Origin of the sequence: Sphingomonas zeicaulis (genome assembly GCF_050433225.1) — a bacterium.
Classification (GTDB): domain Bacteria; phylum Pseudomonadota; class Alphaproteobacteria; order Sphingomonadales; family Sphingomonadaceae; genus Sphingomonas_D; species Sphingomonas_D zeicaulis.
Window position 1 is genome coordinate 111843 of sequence record NZ_JBNPXQ010000010.1, and the last position, 20755, is coordinate 132597.

A 20755-nucleotide genomic window follows, 5' to 3' on the forward strand; every position below is an offset into this window, starting at 1 on the left:
GTCCCGCACCCCTCATGCAAGTACGATATGTTTGAGCAAGATGTTCACATAACAGTTTACTTTGATAAGCAGTGCCTTCCGAGTTTGGCAATCATTCGCGCTCAAATGAGCGCCTATGTTGCCGAAGCGCGCCGTTAATTGGGGGATATATGGGTCAGCCGTTGAACAATGAAAGACGTGCCGTTTTGGAGGCGATAGTCAATTCCGGTGACGCGAATGCGCGAGAGCGGTACTATAACCAGCTGGCCGAGTATGGTTATGAGTATGGCGAGCTGGCCCGCGATGTCGCAATCAACTACGGGATCAATGGTGCTGTGGCGAACAGCTTCGCGCGCGGAATTGGGGAAAGTAAGGGCGTGCACCTATCGGATCAACAATGGCTTCAAGTCAGCGTTGATCTTATGAAAGCCGATTGGGCGGCGAGGAAATCGCTTCCGCTAAATTCGTCAGATGACATGAAATGGGACGCTTATAACAGTTATCATTCTGCCGTATTCGGTAATTATGGTCTGCCTGAAACAGCTTGGACCGCTCATTTGCCGCTGGTAAGCGCTGGGTCAGACGCAGCTTCGGCCGCGGTGTGGAGAGAGATGCTAAGAGCTCGCAGCTTCATTCCGCAGGTTGCGAATGGACTGACAGTATTTAATCGCATGGGTACCCAAAACGAGAGCTATTATGCGTACCTTGTGAGCACGTTTGCCGACGGTCCGGGTCTGACTACATTGAGTGTAGCCACATCGATGGCATACGCACTGAAATTGGGTTTTTTGGGCGAAACAGAAGGGGAGCATCTCGCCGCCGAATGGATGGGAGTGATGACCGGAGAGCGGATGCTTCTGGCGATTGCAAGCAACTCCTCGATACAAGCCGTAGATGAATACCTGAACTTCATTGGACTGCCAAGCTCAAAGCAACTTCGAGATGAGGTTAACCGGGCTAACATTGTACCTGCATTTCCATTTCCTGTTCTGATGAACGTTAGCGTACCCCGTATCGGAATCGCCCCGACGCGTGAGCGAACTATAAATGATCCGTTGGGGAACCCGATCGGGACGTCATACGGGTACGTCGACATGCAGGGGGCATGGATTGAGACGTCGAGAATTTTAAATATTTATGCGCGAAACGCCGATGGCTCAATTGTAAAAGTAGATGGTATACCTTTTCTTATTGGCAGGGAAGAGGGCAACGGTGGTTTGACGGTAAGGAAAACCTTTGCTTCCGGTACCAACCGGGTTATTCGCAGTGATATCATCATCCCAGGAAATCCCGTTGGTATCGAATTTTCGGATGCTGGAGGATTGCTGGGACAGCAGCTTGGATATAGAATTGCCGGTGATAACGCGCTTGCCGGCATTGTAGCGTCTGCAGCTCTTAAAACTATAGGCAGTAATTTCGGCGATATCCTAGATGGCGTGCTTTTCACGTCCAACGGAACGGCCAATGGCTTGGGTCACTCGGTAAAAGAAGCCTTTGCTGACTTTGGAAGCGAGTTCATTGCTGACCTGCAATCTGCTGGAATCGGCGCGCTTTCTAGTTATCTTACTGCTGAAATTGTCAATGTTGTCGGTATCGACGGCTTGGCGGCGGAGGTGCTGAATTCGGCTGGCGGCGCTGTTGTCGGGCAAATTGCGCAGAATCTCACGTCCATCGCCACGGGAACCTCCTCAAGTGTCCATGTATTTAGCAACGTGGGCGGCGCACTTGGTTCTGCCGTGGGTTCCTTTATAGGAGCGAAGCTGGCGTCGCTGATTTGGAGCCCGGGGAATATTGGGGGGCAGATCGGCGCTTCGGTAGGCGCTGCATTAGGTGCTATCGCGGCGACGGAGTTAGCGAAGGCGGGGACGCTGCTCGCCGGTCCTGTGGGTGCCGCAGTTGGTGCCTTCGTCGGATTTCTCGTTGGCGGGCTCGTTGGCTCATTGTTCGGCGGCACGCCTCGGTCTGGAGCAGACGTCTCGTGGGACCAGGCAAGTCGATCTTTTTCCGTATCGAATGCGTATTCGAGAAAGGGCGGGTCGAAGTCGGCGGCAGTGAGCCTTGCCTCCGGAGCCGCGGCGATCTTGGACAATTATATTAAGATTTCAGGTGGTGCGTTGCACGTAGATGACGATCTCTTTGTCGGTAATTTTGGCATGCGAAAGTCCGAGTTCGTCTATCGACCAGTCAGCAGTCGAGATAAGAGTGCTATCACGTTTCGAGTTTCTGCAAACGATGCTGGCGCAGCTGAGAAGTTGATCGACTATGGCGTTGCACGAACTTTAACCGGTGGTCAGTTTAAAATCCTAGGCGGCGACATCGTTGTTAAGAGGGCAATTTACCGTTATATTGACGAAGTGAATCTCGGTGGGGTTGCCTTTGATTCGGAAGTACTTTCGGGAAATATAGTCTCGGCGCAGGCGTTTGGATCGTACTTAGAGAATGCAAATGCCGTAAACGCACTTCTGGCGGCGGAGCCGGAAAGCGTGTTTGCATTGGAGACAATGCTTACGATCGCGCGTGGTGACGAACTAGGTCTGATGAAGCGGCATGCAAGCGACTGGTTTGGGGGATATTCACATCTATTGAGCGATGCTCATGTTGCGGCGTCTAATATTCAGTTTAGCCTTCGAAAATTAGACGAATCCGGTAGGTATGAACGCTTCATATCTGCTCCGTCGTTTGAGCGCGCGGATGGAAGTGATGTGTTTGCGCAGATGGCTATCATTGGAGGATTAGGCGCAGACAACATCGATCTTCGAGGGACTCATCTTAGCCATAGCCAAGCATTGGTTATCGACGGGGTTCGGGGATCTACCCTCGCGGCTTCAAATACGGATTTCGTCCCCCTGGTGAACGCCGCTCGATCGTTCAACGCCGGGGCGCTCCGGCAAAGCGCGAATATTGCTATACGTGCAAATTTGGCCAATGAGGGCCACGAAACCTTCGAGGCATATCTTTCCCCTGCTGCTGAAATGGTGGTCGTCGGACCACCAGCAAAAGTCACGATATTGGCAAGCGGCGCGAAGGCCCGATTATCGGTAGGCCGCAGCTTCGTTGCGGAAGGAGAGGGATATGCTGTATTTCGGGTCTCGATATCAAAGGCTCTAGGCCCGCTTGAGAGCGTCACGGTATCTTTAGAGCTGGACGACATTCGAACAGTTATCGGCGATGATTACCTAAACTCCATTCAGGTAACCTCTTCGGCTACGGCTAGCGCCGGATGGAACTCGGCGCAATCATTGACGTTCACCGGTTCGGTGACGCAATTTTATGTACGAGTCCCGATTAACAATGATAATCAGATTGTTCAATCGGTTGAGGCGAGCGAAACGTTTGCGCTCCTGGCAACTGTGGAAGCGGGAGCGGAGCATCTATCTAACGAGGAACGCGTAGTATCGGGTATAGGGACGATTTTCGACGCTTCGCAACGTCAGCGAATTCTCAGTGCGCCAGTTGACGATATCTATAGGCCCTATTTATGGCTGGATGATGTTTATGTTCACGGCGTCGAAGGGGCATCGGTCGGTGGGTTGCTGAGCGTCGCCCGCAGTAGCGCGCCGAACGTCTCTGGCGCATTCACCATTTCTACGTCTGACAGTATTGCGAGGACCATCGATGAGGTGGCTACTGTCGATGCCGCGGACGGCAATGACATAGTTCATGCAAGCAATAACGGTGATAATGTTTTTGGCGGCGCGGGAGACGATCTCATTTATGGAGGCGTTCTTGATGATTGGCTGATTGGCGACGGTGGAGATGATGAAATTCATGCTGGCGGCAAGACCGAGGATGGCATCGTTCCACTTGGCGGAGATGGCAACTTCCTGCACGGAGGTGACGGCGACGACCACTTGTTCGGCGGCGAAGGCTCTGACTGGCTGGAAGGCGGCGCCGGTGCCGATACACTGATCGGCGGCGATGGCGACGATATCCTTGCAGGTGGCGCCGACTTCGTTGACCCGCTCGGTGAGGACAGGATCGGCGACATCCTGCGAGGTGGCACTGGTGGCGACCAGTACCTGTTCCGGCGAGGGGACGGGGCGGACGTCGCCGACGATGCCGGCAACGCCGTATCGCCGGTTGATACTCTGTGGGCGAGTGTGCGTGCGAAGGATAGTAGCCCGTCGCTCCAGGACTGGTCTGCGCAAGGTATTTATTCGGAGAACGGCGCGCCGTATAACGGTGATGATCGAGTGGTGTTCGGTGCCGGCATCGGGATCGAGCATCTTTCGCTGTCCCGCTCCGGGATGGACCTCATTATTCAACTTACTCACGATGAGGCGTTCACGACGGACCGACTGACGCTGACGGGATGGTTCGACAGCACAAAACGTATCGAGTGGCTCGAATTTGCTGATGGGCAGGCCATCCGCATCGGAGATTTCGTGTCCTTCACGGTCGGCACGAATGAGCCGGATTCGATCATCGGTACCGATGGGAGTGATTTCGCCGTAGGCGGTAGCGGTGGAGACTATCTCGAGCTGTTCGGCGGCGACGATATCGGTCTGGGTGGTTCTGGAGATGACAAACTCGGGGGCGGCGATCAGCGCGACACGCTGATCGGGGGCTCGGGCGACGACACCATTCTGGGTGGACGTGGTGACGACGTCATATCTGGTGACGGCGGCGATGATGATATTAACGGGGGTGATGGCAACGACCTGATTTCCGGTGGCCGCGGAAATGATTTCCTGGCTGGTGGACAGGGTAATGACGTATTCAAAATTGCTCGCGGTGATGGCCGTGACATCATTATCGACGATTACGCCGGGACATGGGAGATTGTACATACGAGCGGCGGCGGCTGGAACGCGTCGCTCGGCTATGTGTGGAACCAGAGTACCAACCGAGTTACGAAGAACGGTGAAGTGATCTTCGACGGGGCCAACTGGTCCGGCTATTTCAATTATGATTACAACACGCAGACGAAGGCTGCTACGCTCTTCCGCCTTATCCCGGACGTTGCTGGACGCGTTGGCAAGGACGGGGGCAGCGCGAGCTCGGGCATGGGTGATTCCGACATCCTTGAGTTCGGCCTCGGAATTAACATTCAGGATCTGGCGCTGCAGAAGGTCGGTAATGACCTGCTTATTGGTATCGGTTCGGAGAATGGCGCCGACCTCGTATTCGCAAACATGCTCGATCAACTGACACTGAAGGACTGGTTCAGCTATGGCGCGTCGGTAACCGCGCCGATTGAGGGCTTTGTGTTTGCGGCCACCGGCACGCTTAACACGACCAGCATCCGAATGTCGGTGCAGGGCAGTGACCGCAACGACGTTCTTTCCGGTAACGATGGGAAGGATTGGATCACGGGCGGCGCTGGCGATGACACGATCAACGGCGCTGCCGGTGCAGATATCCTGAACGGGAATGCCGGACAGGACGTTATCAACGGTGGCGCCGATGCAGACATTCTCTACGGTGGCGAGGGCGATGATACCCTCGATGGGGGTGCCGGAGCCGATGTCATCGTGGGCGGCAGTGGCAACGACACGGTTTCCTTTGCCGGGATGCAGGTTACATCTACAGGCACTCAGATCGCAGCCTTCCTTCAGGACGCGTCAATCCGCGCCGGGGATGCCGCGGGCGATACCTATGTCGCGATAGAGAGCTTGAGCGGGAGCGCTGGCAACGACGCTCTCGGAGGGGATGATGGCGACAATGTGCTCTGGGGCGGAACTGGGGACGCGAATGACCGGTTGTATGGAGGTAAAGGGGACGACACCTACGTCTATGAGGCAGGAAATGGCAACGACATCATCACTGATGGAAACTATAGCTTCGAAGAGGTCGTCGCGAATGGAGCGTTGAAAACCGGATATGCCGCAACCTGGACCGGCCTCGGCGCCGTGTCCATCGCAGGTGCAACGCGATATAAGTATCAGCTTCAGGTCAAACGCGTTTCAGACAATGAGATTGTCTACAGTTCTGATCTTTACCTGTACGAGACTCCGCAGGCAACGCCACCGCAGCCGACGGCGTGGGCGCCCGATGGCTGGATTGGCGATAGCGTGCGCGTCGATGGCACCAAAGTCGTGCGGTTGCGTGTCGATTCGACCGTCGATGCGGGAGACGACACGCTCGAGCTTGGCCATGGCATAAGCCTTGCCGACCTTTCATTCGCCTGGGCCGGCAGCGACCTCATTATCTCCGCGGGCGGTGCAGCCAGTTCGGTAACGCTGCGGAACCAGGCGGTCACCAACAGGCGGATCGAGACGCTTCAATTCGCCGATGGTCTCGCTGGCGATCTCACTCAGCTGAAAGTGGGCGTGAGTGGCGCCAACGGAGTCGACGATCTTGTGATCGGAACGGGTGCAGGCGACTCTCTTGGGGGGCTATCCGGGGATGACATCATCTCCGGTGGCGCCGGCGATGATGTGCTGACAGGAGGCGACGGTAACGATGTGCTCGAAGGTGGTGCGGGAGCGGACCGTCTCGACGGCGGGGGCGGTACGGACACGGTCCGGTATGCATCGTCGGCAGCTGCGGTTAACGTCGATCTCAATGTTACAACCGCCCAGGTCGATGGCGACATCCTTGTGTCGATCGAGAATGTGGTCGGCTCGGTCGTTGGTGCCGATCTCCTGACTGGCGATGCCGCCAATAACCAACTGTTCGGGCTCGATGGTAATGATACGCTCCACGGCAACGCTGGCGATGACGTACTAATCGGTGGTGCGGGAAATGATACGCTGTACGGTGGTGACGGTGCTGACAACATATCCGGCGATGACGGTGCGGATATCCTCTACGGCGGCAACGGAAACGATCTGATCGACACCGGTGCCGGCGGCGGTACCGCAGACGGACAGGCGGGCAACGACCAGTTGATTGGAGGAAGCGGTAACGACCATTTGCTCGGCGGCGCTGATAATGATCAACTTTCTGGTAATGATGGCAACGATACCCTCGACGGTGGCGCTGGTGACGATGTCGCCATCGGAGGTAACGGCAATGATAATTTGCGGGGAGCTTCCGGCAACGATTCATATTTGTTTTCGCTGAACAGCGGAGCGGACACGATAGTCGATGCCATTGGCACGAACTCGATTCTGTTCGACGCGTCGGTCGATTATCGAGATCTCTGGCTGTCTCGTTCGGTTGGCAGCAATGACCTGGTGATTGGCGTTATCGGTGGCAATAGTCGGATTACGATCCAGAACTACTACGCGACAACGTCGCCGGGGTTGATGCGCTCAATCGCAACCACTACTCATGCACTGTACCTTTCGCATGCCCAGCCGTTGGTCGACCAGATGTCGGCGCTCGCCATCGACGCACCAGCGGCGCGAATGTCCGAAGTGACCGGTGGCCAAGCGGCATTGTGGTGGGAAGGCGGCGATGCGAAGCCGAGGGTGTCGGATCTTGAGTTGACTATCAACGAGGATGAATCGACCCCATCGCTGGCGTTCGGCGCGATAGATCACGACGGCAATATCGCGGGTTACACCATGCGCACCGCCCCTGAGAAGGGGGTGGTCACGCTGAACGCTGCGACTGGAAGCTTCTCTTACCAGCCAAATGCCAACGTCTTTGGCGAGGACAGCTTTGTGCTGACCGTGACCGACGCCAACGGCAATCAGGCAGATAAGACGGTCAAGGTTAGAATTTTGCCGATAAACGACGCCCCGACTGACATCATCCTGACCCTCGATGCGGGTGTGCAGGATGGCGTGCCGGAGGATCACAAGGATCCCTCCGAGAATATTCGGGATCCTAATGGCATTGTCATCGGCACTCTCGCGGCACTGGATGTAGACCGACCAGAGGACAGTGATTTTGGGCAGATAAAGTTTACGACAGCCGACTGGCGCTTTCAGATCGTTGGCAACTTACTAAAGTTGAAGTCCAGCGTGCCGATCGATTATGAGCGCACGCCGATGCTCGAGGTGGTTGTAAGAGCGACCGACCGCAACGGAGCAGGGCTGTCGTTCGAGAAAACCCTTCAGATCGCGGTCCGGGATCTGGTCGATGAGAGAAAGGGAACGTCTGGCAGCGATACCATCTATGGAGCTGCGGGTGCCGATGACATCAAGGGCTTTGACGGAAACGACATCATTGCGGGTCGCGCCGGGAACGATCTTCTCGATGGTGGCAATGGAGATGATCGCCTTTCCGGGGAGGACGGTGACGATATCATCATTGGCGGATCGGGCGCCGATACCCTTCTGGGAGGCGGAGGCTTTGATACGATCAGCGGCGGCAGCGAGAATGATGTCGTCAATGCCGGTGCCGGGAACGACAGCGTCGCCGGCGACGCTGGCAATGACACGATCTATGGAGAGGCCGGAGACGATGTCTTAAGTGGAGGCGACGGCGACGACACGCTTTCTGGAGGCGCAGGCGCTGACCAGTTGAATGGTGGTGCCGGATTCGATCTGGCGGACTATAGCCGCATTTCATCTTCCAGCGTTGCCGCAGAAGGTGTGACAGTCGATCTCGGCAACATGGCGACCAACACCGCTACCGCGGCAGGCGACAGCTTTAGCGGTATTGAAGGTGTGAGGGGCACCAGGTTTGCGGATGTTCTGCGCGGTGATTCCGGCAACAATCACCTTTACGGGATCGAGGGCAACGACGAGCTCCACGGCAACGCTGGCGATGATCAGATTGATGGAGGGGCCGGCAATGACATCCTTCAGGGTGGCGACGGGAATGATATCCTGATTGGCGGAGCCGGCAATGACATCATGACGGGGGGATCCGGAAACGATACCTACGTGATTACCCGAAGCTCCGGCGCAGACACCATCAATAACTACCATACAAATGTCGCCGACAATGACGTTCTCGGCTTCCAAGACACGATCGCGGACTCTGAACTTTGGTTTCAAAAAAGCGGCAATGACCTGCTGATTTCAGTTATCGGCACATCCACGTCCACGCGAATCAAGGATTGGTATGTTAATTCTACGCTTAGTGAGCAAACAAATTACAAAATTGATTTTATCGAAGCGGGTGTGAGCCGCGTCATCAACGCTGAAGGGCTGGTTAACCTTATGGCGGACGAGACCAAGCCCTCGGACAGGGCCGGTCATGATCTGCTGATGACGGATGTTGGCTACCGGGAGGCCTGGAACAGCTATTGGGGCGAGAACCCTGCGCCTGTTCTCTCGGAGATTGCTGACATTTCTTTAGCTGAGGATGCCACTACGCAGTTTACCGTAACGGTCACCGACACACATGACGGGACGGTGTCGTCTGATCCCAACAGCCTGACCATGATCGTGAAGATCTATGATCCGGCAACTGGTGAGCAGATCACTGACGGAAGCCGTGTGGCCGTTAGCTTCGGGGCTCCCAATGCCCAGGGGCAAAGGGTCGTGACACTGACCCCAACTCTCAATTTCTTCGGCTCCGCGCATGTGAAGGTCTGGGCGGCGGATGCCGGTGGACGCTACAGCGAGGAGCGTTCCTTCGATGTGTCCGTCGATGCGAAGGCCGACATGCCGGTCATCGAGTCTGCCACAGCTGGGTCTGGAGGCGCAGGCACTTTCCATGATGGCGACACGATCCCACTCCACCTGAGTGTCAGCTTCCCGGATAGGGACGGCTCTGAGAATCAAACGCTGCTCATTAGTGGCATTCCCGTTGGAATAACGCTCAACAAAGGCAGCTATAATTCCGCGAGTCAGATCTGGACCGTTGAGGGGGGCGATATTGAAGGGCTGGAGTTGGTTGGTCCCCCGAGTTGGTTCACCGACCTCAGTCTCAATATCAAGGCCCGAGCTGTCGAAACGAGCAACGGGAACATCGCCGAAACGGCGGCCACCATGCTCGCAGTAGCCGTCAATGCGGCGCCTACCGATATCAGCGTGTCGGGATCCATCAGGGAGGGCTCGGTTTACGGCAGTCCGCAGAGCGTTGCCCTTTCGACGCTAGACCCTGATGGCGGCACTTTCATCTATGAACTTCTTGCCAATCCCGGCAACAGGTTTGCTGTTGATGCGCTTTCAGGCGTCATATCCGTGCTGACCACCGATCCAACGCAAATCAATTTCGAGACCGCGGTGGTATCCGGGAATGCTATCACTGTTAGAGCAACCGACAATGGCGGACTCAGTGTCACAAAATCTTTCTATCTGCCTGTCGTCGATGTGAACGAGCAACCATTTTTTGACAGGACTAGCTATACATTTGGTGCGATATCCGAATGGTCTTCGGCGAATAGTCCCGTGGGAACTGTGTCTGCGAGCGATCCAGACACTCTCAATGCCAGCTACGGTAGGAAGAAGTTCTACTTTCAAAATTCAGCAGGCGGGATTGTCCTGAGCTCCGCCGATCTTGGTGGAAATATAAAGGCGTCGAGCATTTCAGCTGATGGTCTCTTTCAGATCAACGCGGACACCGGTGCAATCACCCTGCGGTCAGGCGTGAACTTCGAAGCGGCTCCGGATTATACGCATATCGTGATCGTGACTGACGGAATTTCCGACGCCACATCGCGGGCGAGGTCCGTTGCAGTCAAAATTAATATCAAAGATGAGAACGAAGCGCCCACGTTAACGTTGCACAATCCTACTTTGACTATCGCGGAGCAACCCGACAATGTGATGATGTGGTCTTGGCGGCCTGTCACGGCCGCCGATCCTGACGGCAACGCCAGCTATAACGCCGCGTTCTACAAGTTGACGGGAGATTACAGCGATTACTTTCTCGTGAATAGCCAGACAGGCCAGTTGGCACTTCAGCGCCCTCTTGACTACGAGGATCCTAATAGTCCCAAGGCGTTCAACTTGACGATGAATGTTTGGGATGGGGGGCGTGAGGGCGCGGGAAATCACGTTGCGGCAAACTTTGCGGTGAACGTGGTTAACGTGAATGAAGCGCCGATAATTTCAGTCGGATCAGTCATAAACATTAAAAGAAATTTCCCAGGATCTGATTATCCGTACCGATACACGTACAGTGGTTCGGTGTATGGCTACGATGAGGACGCCGGATATTGGGGAGGACCTTTGCAGTACGCTATTGAGGATTTTGTATCAGATAGCGGCGCTCTAACCTCACCGCCGGTGCTGCTTACGGCCAATGGCAATGCTTCGTTCCATGCGGCATTGGATTCGGATTATATCGGCGTAGGGGGGTGGAGCTTCCAGATAAGGGCCTATGATCAAGCAGGATTGAGCGGATATGCTGAGGTTCGATCTGAAGACGCTCAGTGGATATCGGACTTCGCTCCCGTTGTTCTGGATTTGAACGGCGATGGGATCAGCCTGACGTCCATCGTCGACAACGGCATTCGGTTCGATATGGACGGGGACGGGGCCCGCGATGTCACGGGATGGGTCAGTGCAGAGGACGGCTTGCTGGCACTTGACCTGGATGGCAACGGCATGATCGACCGTGGGAACGAGATTTCATTTACGTCCGCGCTTCCTGGCGCGGTGTCCGATTTGGAAGGGCTTCGCGCCTTCGACAGCAATGCCAACGGGTTCCTCGACGTCGGTGACGCTAGGTTCGGTGAATTCAGGGTTTGGCGGGACATCAATCAGGATGGATTTAGCCAGATCGCCGAACTCAAGGCCCTTAGCGAGCACGGCATTGCGGCAATTAATCTCACCGTCGCCCTGGTGGATCAGAGCCAAAATGGGAGTCCGATAGATAATCGGATCCATGGCTATGCTGAGTTTATTCGGGCAGACGGCACCGCCGGGAGCGTTGGAGATGTCTTCCTAAGCTACATTGCGGAGGGCGGAAGCGTTACGCGGATTCTGGGCGACCATCGGAGCGTTATTGGAATTGATCTCGACGGTGGGGGGGTGGCGCTGAGCGATCTCCGCCACAGCGCGGTCGCCTTTGACATGGTAGGTAACGGCGCGTTGCGGACGACGGGTTGGGTCGGTGCCGGCGATGCGATGCTTGCTATCGATCTAAACGAAGATGGGACGATCTCATCCGGTCGCGAACTTTCGCTTGGCGATAGTGAGAGCCTTTCTCCGCTGCAAATGTACGATAGCAATGGCGATGGTGTGATTGATGTCTCGGACTCGCGGTTTAGCGATTTTCGGGTTTGGCAGGATCTCGACCAGGACGGCATCAGCCAGGCAGGGGAACTGCGAACCTTGCTTGCGGCTGGTATCGCGCGGATCACGCTACCAGGCCCGTTCGCTAGCTTCAACGCCGCTGCGGGTGAGAGCTTGGTCTATGGAGAAATCGCGCTCGGCATGGTCAATGGCGAAGCAAGGACCGCGAATTCACTACTCCTCGGTTACGGCGACGTCGATCTCGGCGCCTTGGCACCGCCGATCATTGTCAATTGGGACGGAGACGACACGCAGTTCGTAAGCTTGGGAGCGAGCACGACCCGGTTCGACATGAATGGCGACGGGGTGGCGGATCGGACCAGCTGGCTCGATCAGGGCGACGCCTTCCTGGCGCTTGATCGTAACGGCAACGGGAAGGTGGACGGAATCGGGGAGATCTCCTTCGTCGGCGATAAGCTGGGAGCTAAAACCGATCTGGAAGGCCTGCGGGGTTTCGACTCGAACGGCGATGGCAGGCTGAGCGGTGCGGATGCGGCCTTTGGCAACTTCAAGCTGTGGTTCGACAACAACAGCAATGGTGCGACCGAGGTTGGCGAGCTGTTGGCCTTGGCCGATCTCGGCGTGTCAGCGATCGACTTGATTGGAAGTGCCGGCGGCGCGGTGGAGATCGTCGGAGGCAACCGGATCTACAACAGGACGCGCTTCATCAAAGCAGATGGTAGCGCAATTGATGCGCTTGATGTGGGGCTTTCCTATTTGCCGCTGAATGCTGCTGGAGCTGCGGCGGGAACCGTGGCGAACACTGACGGCGTATCGCCACCCGCCGGGGTATCGCAGGATGCGTTGCCCAAGCTAGCCATCGCCAGTCGCACTTTTGATCGCAAGGCTTCCAAATATCGCTTGGCCGCTATGGGCGGCGGTCTCTACGTCACGCCGAAGAAGGCCGAGGGAACGATTGACGAGCGAGCCGGTCTTGTGGGCGCCTCGACGATTCTGTCGTTTAAAAATGCAAGCTTTGGCGTGCTAGCGCCGATCACGCTTGATCTGGATGGCGACGGATTGGAACTGAAGTCGATCAAGAAGGCCAAAGCCGCGTTCGACATGAATGGGGATGGTATCAACGACGATACCGGCTGGACTGGAAAGGGCGACGGCTTCCTCGTTATCGATCGTAACGGCGACGGGAAGATTACCGGTGCTTCGGAACTCAGCTTTCTCTCAGAGAAGGCGGATGCAAGGAGTGATCTTGACGCGCTCGCAGTGCTGGATGGCAACAAGGACGGCAGGCTCGATGTGAAAGACACGCGGTTTGGAGAGCTGAAAGTCTGGCTCGATTCCAATTCCAACGGCGTAACAGACGACGGTGAACTGAAGACGCTGGCCGATCACGGAATCGCGTCCATCGGACTGGCGGGGCAGGCGGTAAACCAGATGGTGAAGGTTGGCGCCAACGCCGTGCTGGCTACCGGCATCTTTACGCGTACGGATGGCTCGACCGGAACGCTTGGCGACACCGCTCTCGCCTATCGTCCCGGGACTGCGGCACCCACCAGCACGAGGAATGATCGATTGCTGGCAACGCTGAAGGCGGCGATCGAGCAGCGTCCGGTAACGGATGGCCCCGGCGATCAGGCTGCATCTGCTGATCATCGATTGGCGCTGATGACGCAGGCAATTGCAGCATTGGGTGGTCGTGGTGGTGAGGACGGTATCGAACGAAGGTTAGATTCCGAACTCTCCCGCTACGACTATTTTGCCTGAAAGATAGGAGCGAGCACTGGCAAGTTCGCCACGATCTGGCCAACGCTTGCTCCGGTCAATGACGCGAATGTATTAAAAGGTTATAGGGCTCCAGTTATGATCATTTCCGAAACCGACACCGCAACTGCCATCCCGTCCCATCGTCCGACAGTCAGTCACATTCTCGGCGAAATGACATGGCTTTTATCGCAGTCGCCTCTCCACCGTGCTCTGGCGATTGGCGATCTGGAATGGCTTGTGATGCCGGCGCTGCTCACCGAGCAGTTCTACCTCTTTCGGGAGGGTGATCGCCCGATTGGATTGGCCCTCTGGGCCCACTGCGGCCCTGCTGCTGAACAGAAACTCGTGAGTGGTATGATCGAGGCTGAGAACCGGCTCACGCTCGAGGAATGGAACTCGGGTCAGCAGACTTGGCTGGTTGACCTAATCGCGCCCTTTGCGACTGCTGAGAACCGTCAGCGCGAGTTGATGTTCGCTGACTTGATATCGGGACCCTTGAGAGGGAAGGCTTTCTGCTTCCATCAGACCAATCCTGCGACGGGCGTGCGTATGGTTCAGCAAGTCTCAGCCGATGCAGGCGAAAGGCTTAAAAAAGCAGTTGAAGGAGGACTGTGATTTACCCCTGGATTCTGTGAGCCTTCTGAGCGTCACGCCGTGATTTCCGCAAGCGCGGATTGGAGACGGCGGTTCATGCACATAGGCGCAGCGGCCTGCGCAGCGCAGTCCGAAGGAGGCGGTGTAACAGGCCATTGCTCGCTAAGCGTGACCTGAGGGCCGCGCTCATGCGGCTCTTGCGACAGACCCGATGGAGGAAGTCGATGTCGCGCGAGTGCGATGAAGGCGCTGACGCGCTTCTGGCTTTGATCGCTTAGGCCGGACAGGATCCCGCGCAGCGCCTTGACGAAGTACTCGTGGCGCCGAGGCTGCGTTGCGTGGAGGCGATATGAAGGTCCGATTGCCGCTCGGATAGTGTGCGGCTCATCACGGCGAAAAACTTCAACTCCAAGCGATCCAGTTCACAGGGTTCAAATCTGGTGCCGCGCGCCTCCGGCGCGGCGCTCTATGCTCCGGCAAGCCTGCGCACCGAGCCCATGGCGGGTCTCGGCCAGAGGTGACGATCGCTGGCGGATGAGCCGGCTCTGCCGGTTGCGCAGCCACGGCGTTGCTGCGGCGTTTTGCTGGTGGCCTTTCCCGTCTGGCGAGCGCGGGCGTCGCTCCCTCCTAGGCCCGCCACTGCGGCCCGCAAGCCTTGCGGCTGGTCCACTCAGTTGCGCCCCGGCGGCTGACGCATTGGGTGCGGGCCGCCGTTTGGGGCGGGCCTTTCCGGTCCCTCTTCGCCGCCCACCCCCGCATCCGGGGAAGGCCTGTTGGTGAGGGCGGAGAGGAGGTCAGGACATGCGTTCGAAATCACGTCGTCACACCCGCGATCACGCCAAAGTTCCGCAACCCCAGCCGTCTCGTATCAGCCTCTATGACGAGGTGACCGCGAAGATTGTACGCGAGCTTGAGGCAGGGCGTTTTCCTTGGGCGCAGCCTTGGGGAAGCGCCGGTGCCGCGGCCCACGGTCTGCCGCGCAACGCACATACCGGCCGCTGCTACAGTGGTGTCAACGTGCTGCTGCTGTGGGGTGCCGCGATCGAGCAGGGCCATCCCTCGCAAGGCTGGCTCACCTTTCGGCAGGCGCTGGAAGCAGGGGGGGCCGTTCGCAAGGGCGAGCGCGGTGTCATCGTCTTCTATGCCGATCGCTTCATTCCGAAGAGCGAGGCGGAAGGCGCCACCCGCCACCCGCGAGGATGGGGAGGCGCGGGCGGTACCGTTTCTCAAGCGCTTCACCGTCTTCAATGTCGCGCAGTGCGATGGCTTGCGCCCGGAACTGGCAGCGGATCCGGCCCCGCTTCCCGAGCGTGAGATCGTACCGGTTGCGGAGGCGCTGATCGCGGCTTCGGGTGCGGATTTCCGGGTCGGCGGTGACAAGGCATTCTATGTTCCTTCGGCCGATTTCGTGCAGGTGCCGCCGCAGCCGGCCTTCTTCGAGCAGATCAACTATTATCGGACCTGCCTGCACGAACTCACTCATTGGACGGGCCACGCGTCGCGCCTTGCTCGTGACTTTTCGGGCGGGTTCGGCAGCAAGCTATATGCCCGCGAGGAACTGGTCGCGGAGATGGGTTCCGCCTTCCTATGTGCCGCGCTCGGCATCGTTCCGACTGTCCGCCACACCGACTATCTCGCCTGCTGGCTGGACCTGCTGCGCGAGGACAACCGGGGAAACTTTCGTGCCGCGAGCGTTGCCAACAAGGCGGCCGATCTCCTGCTGGCGCACCATATAGGGGCGGCGGGAGAGGGGAGGGCAGTGGTATGATCGTTCTCCCCCTTGATATCCGCCATAGGCCCCGTGCCAACCATGGTTTTCGTCGCTCTGCAGAGGACAACGCACGTCCCGAACCCGATCCACGGCCAACGCTCAAACTCTTCAATCCGCTGGGCGCGGCAACGTGGCTGGCGAGTGAGCTGGCCGACGATGACGACACGCTTTTCGGGCTCGCCGACCTCGGCTTCGGCTGCCCGGAACTCGGCTACATCTCGCCGCGGGAGATCGCCAGCGTGAGGCTGCCGTTCGGGCTCGGCATTGAGCGCGATACTGGCTTTCAGAGCCTCCCGCCGCTGTCGCGCTGGGCCGAGCTGGCGCGCCTTCACGGTTGAATTCTGGCGGCGGAAACTGTGCTTCGGGCCCACTCGAAATGGCGTGGCGGAGGTACCGGATGAGACAGGGTCGCTCATGCCAAAAATCGGGCGGGCGCCGCACGGCGCCGCCCGCGACGATGTCCTCCGCGAACACTGACGAGGGGCTCCTTTTGTCCCCTCAAAACGGTGTGGCGCAATCTCCGGCAGGGTAAGAAAGTTGGCGGGGAAGAGGGCGATCGGGAGTGCAGCTTGGGAAGCCGAGTTGCGGAACAGAGCGGCTCCATTTCAGCCTTCGATTGCCGGCAATATCCCGACCCTCAGCAAACCCTCGGCCGGCATATAAATCCAGAGGTGGCGCAGTCCGGAAGCGGCTTTCGACCAACTTTCTGATCCTCGGAATGGAACTCGCGCGCGGCAGCAACATCCATCAGAACGAGTTTGCATAGTTTGATGCAGCTAAGTGCCTGACGGTAATGGCGGTTTGACCCCAAGCTATGGCTATTTGCTTACAAATCGCCCTTTTCCCGTGTTTTTCAGGCGCCGGATCGGCTATGAAAAGCTCCTCGGAAAGGTGAAATTCGCCCCGAAATCAGCCCGTTAGCAAGGAACGCGCGATGTCCAAATTTGCTCGGAAAATGAGACACACCGAATGCACTGAGCGCATCAGGCGCGCCACGGCTCACGGCGCGCCTGATATCGGTTCGTTGCGCTCAGGCCGCGCCGCGTGCCCGGACCAGATCGAGCGCGACGTCGACGATCATATCCTCCTGGCCGCCGACCATCCTGCGCCGGCCGAGTTCGACGAGGATCTGGCGGGTGTCGAGGCCATGGTCGGCCGCGGCTTTTTCTGCATGGCGCAGGAAGCTGGAATAGACGCCGGCATAGCCGAGGCTCAACGTCTCGCGATCGACGCGCACCGGCCGGTCCTGTAGCGGCCGCACCAAGGTTTCGGCCGCGTCCATCAGCTTGAACAGGTCGGTGCCATGGTTCCAGCCCTTGCGGGCGGCGGCGGCGACGAACACTTCGAGCGGTGCATTGCCCGCACCCGCACCCATGCCGGCAAGGCTGGCATCGATGCGGATCGCGCCGGCCTGCACGCCGACAATCGAATTGGCGACGCCGAGCGACAGGTTGTGATGCGCATGTATGCCGCGTTCGGTTTCGGGCTTGAGCACGCGGTCATAGGCTTGCAGCCGCTCGCGATAGCCGTCCATGTCGAGCGCGCCGCCGCTGTCGGTGACATAGACGCAGTGCGCGCCATAATCTTCCATCTGCTTCGCCTGCGCGGCGAGCGCGTCGGGCGCGATCATGTGGCTCATCATCAGGAAGCCGGCGACGTCCATGCCGAGGTCGCGGGCCGCCATGATGTGCTGGCGGGAGATATCCGCCTCGGTGCAGTGCGTGGCAACGCGCACCGAGCGGACGCCGAGCGCATGGGCGTGCTTCAGATCCTCGATCGTGCCGATGCCGGGGATCAGCAAGGTGGTGAGCACGGCATGGTCGAGCACGTCTGCGACGGCTTCGATCCATTCCCAGTCGGTGTGCGCGCCGAAGCCATAGTTGAACGAGGAGCCGTTAAGCCCGTCGCCATGCGACACCTCGATCGCATCGACCTTCGCCTCGTCGAGCGCGCGGGCGATCGCGCGGACATGATCAATGCCATAGCCATGGCGGATCGCGTGCATGCCATCGCGTAGAGTCACGTCTTGCAGATACAGCTTCCGGTCCATCATGCCGCCTCCTGCACGAGCCGCCGCGCGGCGATCTTCTCCGCGGTGGCCAGGGCCGCCGAGGTCATGATGTCGAGATTGCCCGCATAAGCGGGAAGATAATGCGCCGCGCCTTCGACCTCGAGGAACACCGTGGTCTTGATCCCCTGGAACGTGCCGAGGCCGGGAATGGCGACCGGGTTGTTCGAGCCGAAGCGCTCGAACTGCACCCGCTGCTTCAGCCTGTAGCCGGGCACATAGGCACGGACGCGCTCGACCATCGTCTCGACCGCCGCGGTGATTGCCGCCTCGTCCGCGCCGCTCGACAACGTGAACACGGTATCGCGCATCATCATCGGCGGTTCGGCCGGGTTGAGGATGATGATCGCCTTGCCCTTCGCGGCACCGCCGACCTGTTCGATACCGCGCGACGTGGTTTCGGTGAACTCGTCGATATTGGCGCGCGTGCCGGGGCCAGCCGAGCGCGAGGCGATCGAGGCGACGATCTCGGCATAATGTACCGTCGCGACTGAGGCGACCGCCGCGACGATCGGAATCGTCGCCTGTCCGCCGCAGGTCACCATGTTGACGTTGCCCGCCTCGAGATGCGCGTCGCCATTGACGACGGGGATGACATAGGGCCCGATCGCGGCCGGCGTGAGGTCGATCATCACCTTGCCAGCACCCGTCACCACCGCGCTGTGCCCGGCATGCGCGCCAGCGGAGGTGGCGTCGAAGACGACGCCAATCTCAGGCCACACCGTGAGTGCTTCGAGCCCCGATATGCCCTCATGCGTGGTGGCGATACCCATCCGAGCGGCGCGGGCGAGGCCGTCCGACGCCGGGTCTATGCCGACCATCGCCGCCATCTCCAGCACGTCCGACTGGCGCATGATCTTGATCATCAGATCGGTGCCGATGTTGCCCGATCCGATGATCGCGGCCTTCATTTTCTGTTTGCTCACGGCTTCCCCTCGGGCGTTGCAAATCGAGGGGCGGAGGGTAAGATATGTATGACTGTCATACAATAGGAATTGCGAAATGGGCGCTGGCGCAAAGATCGGCATGATCGGATTCGGGGCGATCGGGCAGGAAATCGCGCAGGCGCTGGGCCGACTGAGGGAGGGGGATCGCCTTGCCGGCACGCTGGTGCGCGGCGGCCGTGCGGCGCCGGCTGCGGTCGAGACGGTGGAGCAACTGATCGCGGCGCGCCCGGTGGTGGTGATCGAATGCGCCGGCCACCAGGCGGTGCGCGACTATGTGCCGGCGCTGCTGGAGGCGGGCATCGATTGCATCGTCTCGTCGATCGGCGCGCTGGCGGATGCCGAACTGGCCGCGGAACTGCTTGCCGCCGAGGCCCGGGGCGGGGGGCTTCTGCTGCTGCCCGCCGGCGCCATCGCCGGGCTGGACGGGCTGGTCGCGGCGGCGCTCGCCGGCATCGATCGCGTCACCTACACATCCTACAAGCCGCCCCATGCCTGGCGCGGCACCCCGGCGGAGGCGCTGGTCGATCTCGATGCGCCGGCGGAGGAGCAGATCTTCTTCGAGGGCAGCGCGCGCGAAGCGGCGGCGAGCTATCCCAAGAACGCCAATGTCGCGGTCGCGGTCGGATTCGCTGGGATCGGCATCGATCGCACACGCGTGCGACTGGTTTCCAGCCGCGCGGTGGCCGATCCGCTGGGCGTGATCGAAGCCGAGGGGGCGTTCGGGCGCTTCCGCTTCGAGATCCTGGCGCTGGCATCGCCGAGCAATCCCAAGACGTCGGCGCTGACCGGATACAGCCTGCTGCAATGCGCCCGGCTGGGCGGGGCATGGCCGGTTTCCGCGCTGGTCGGGGGGTGATCCGCGCGGTTTCCCATATGATTGTGTGACAGGGAACCCTATCTCCGCGCGCCTGTTGCTGTTATGCGTTCGCAACAAGGAGCGAGAGACGTGAACATCGAAGATCTGCGCATCGTCGCAAACCCGACGCTCGTGCGCGAACATGCCGTCGACAAGATCCGCACCGCGATCGCGACCGGGCTTTATCTGCCGGGCGCGCGGCTGGTCGAACGCGAACTGTGCGAGGCGCTTGGCGTCAGCCGCACCTCGGTCCGTGAAGCGCTGCGCCAGCTTCAGTCGGAAGGGCTAATCGAGCCCGGCCCGCGCCGCACGATCATGGTCTCGGTGCTGAGCGCCGAGGATGCGGCTGACATCTACACGCTGCGCGAGCTGATCGAGACCACGGCGATCCGCCGCCTCGTCGAGCGCAACGATCCCAAGGTCGTGAAGCGGCTCCAGTCCGCCTACCGCGCGATCGAGAAATATGCGGGCAAGGGCAATCTGCCCGCGCTCTCCGAAATGGCGGGCGCCTTCTACGAGGAGATCCTCGACGGCTCAGGCAGCCGGATCATCAGCGACAGCGGTCGCCAGTTGCTGAAGCGCGTCTCCTATCTGCGCCTCACGTCGATGTCAGCGCCCGAGCGCGTCGAAAAGGGCGTCGCCGAATGGAGCGCGATCGTCGATGCGGTGATCAAGGGGGACGCCGATGCCGCCGCCACGGCGCTGGGGCGGCATATCCGCAATGCGCGCGAAGCGCTGGTCGCGCGGCTCAGCGCGACCGGCGAAAAGGAAGCAGCCGATCCGGCATGA

At 59.1% G+C, this 20755-nt stretch carries 7 protein-coding genes and 1 pseudogene; 6 read left to right on the forward strand and 2 right to left on the reverse strand.

Annotated elements, in window-relative coordinates; all coding sequences use genetic code 11:
- Positions 1-149: 149 nt before the first annotated feature.
- The 4 genes and pseudogenes from FHS96_RS25510 to FHS96_RS25525 all read left to right on the forward strand — a co-directional run bounded on the left by FHS96_RS25510 (position 150) and on the right by FHS96_RS25525 (position 16433).
- Complete coding sequence (locus FHS96_RS25510) at positions 150-13730, forward strand: cadherin domain-containing protein (RefSeq protein ID WP_429598565.1); 13581 nt, start codon at positions 150-152, stop codon at positions 13728-13730.
- 96 nt (positions 13731-13826) lie between these two features.
- Positions 13827-14345: a toxin-activating lysine-acyltransferase gene (locus FHS96_RS25515; protein WP_429598567.1), complete on the forward strand. Its 519-nt coding sequence runs from the start codon at positions 13827-13829 to the stop codon at positions 14343-14345.
- A 780-nt stretch (positions 14346-15125) separates the two neighbouring features.
- Positions 15126-16092 (forward strand): annotated as a pseudogene (locus tag FHS96_RS25520) (ArdC family protein).
- Positions 16089-16433: a DUF2958 domain-containing protein gene (locus tag FHS96_RS25525; RefSeq protein ID WP_429598569.1), complete on the forward strand. Its 345-nt coding sequence runs from the start codon at positions 16089-16091 to the stop codon at positions 16431-16433. Before FHS96_RS25520 ends, FHS96_RS25525 begins: the two are co-directional and overlap by 4 nt.
- Positions 16434-17125: 692 nt before the next feature.
- On the opposite strand, the gene dmpG is transcribed toward FHS96_RS25525, so the two are convergent.
- Positions 17126-18145, reverse strand: a complete 1020-nt coding sequence (dmpG, locus tag FHS96_RS25530) for a 4-hydroxy-2-oxovalerate aldolase (protein ID WP_429598571.1) — start codon at positions 18143-18145, stop codon at positions 17126-17128.
- Positions 18145-19074, reverse strand: a complete 930-nt coding sequence (locus FHS96_RS25535) for an acetaldehyde dehydrogenase (acetylating) (protein WP_429598645.1) — start codon at positions 19072-19074, stop codon at positions 18145-18147. Before FHS96_RS25535 ends, dmpG begins: the two co-directional genes overlap by 1 nt.
- Positions 19075-19189: 115 nt before the next feature.
- Between FHS96_RS25535 and FHS96_RS25540 the strand changes: the two genes are divergently transcribed.
- Complete coding sequence (locus tag FHS96_RS25540) at positions 19190-19966, forward strand: aspartate dehydrogenase (RefSeq protein ID WP_429598573.1); 777 nt, start codon at positions 19190-19192, stop codon at positions 19964-19966.
- 90 nt (positions 19967-20056) lie between these two features.
- Positions 20057-20755, forward strand: coding sequence for a GntR family transcriptional regulator (locus FHS96_RS25545; RefSeq protein WP_429598575.1), 699 nt, complete (start codon positions 20057-20059; stop codon positions 20753-20755).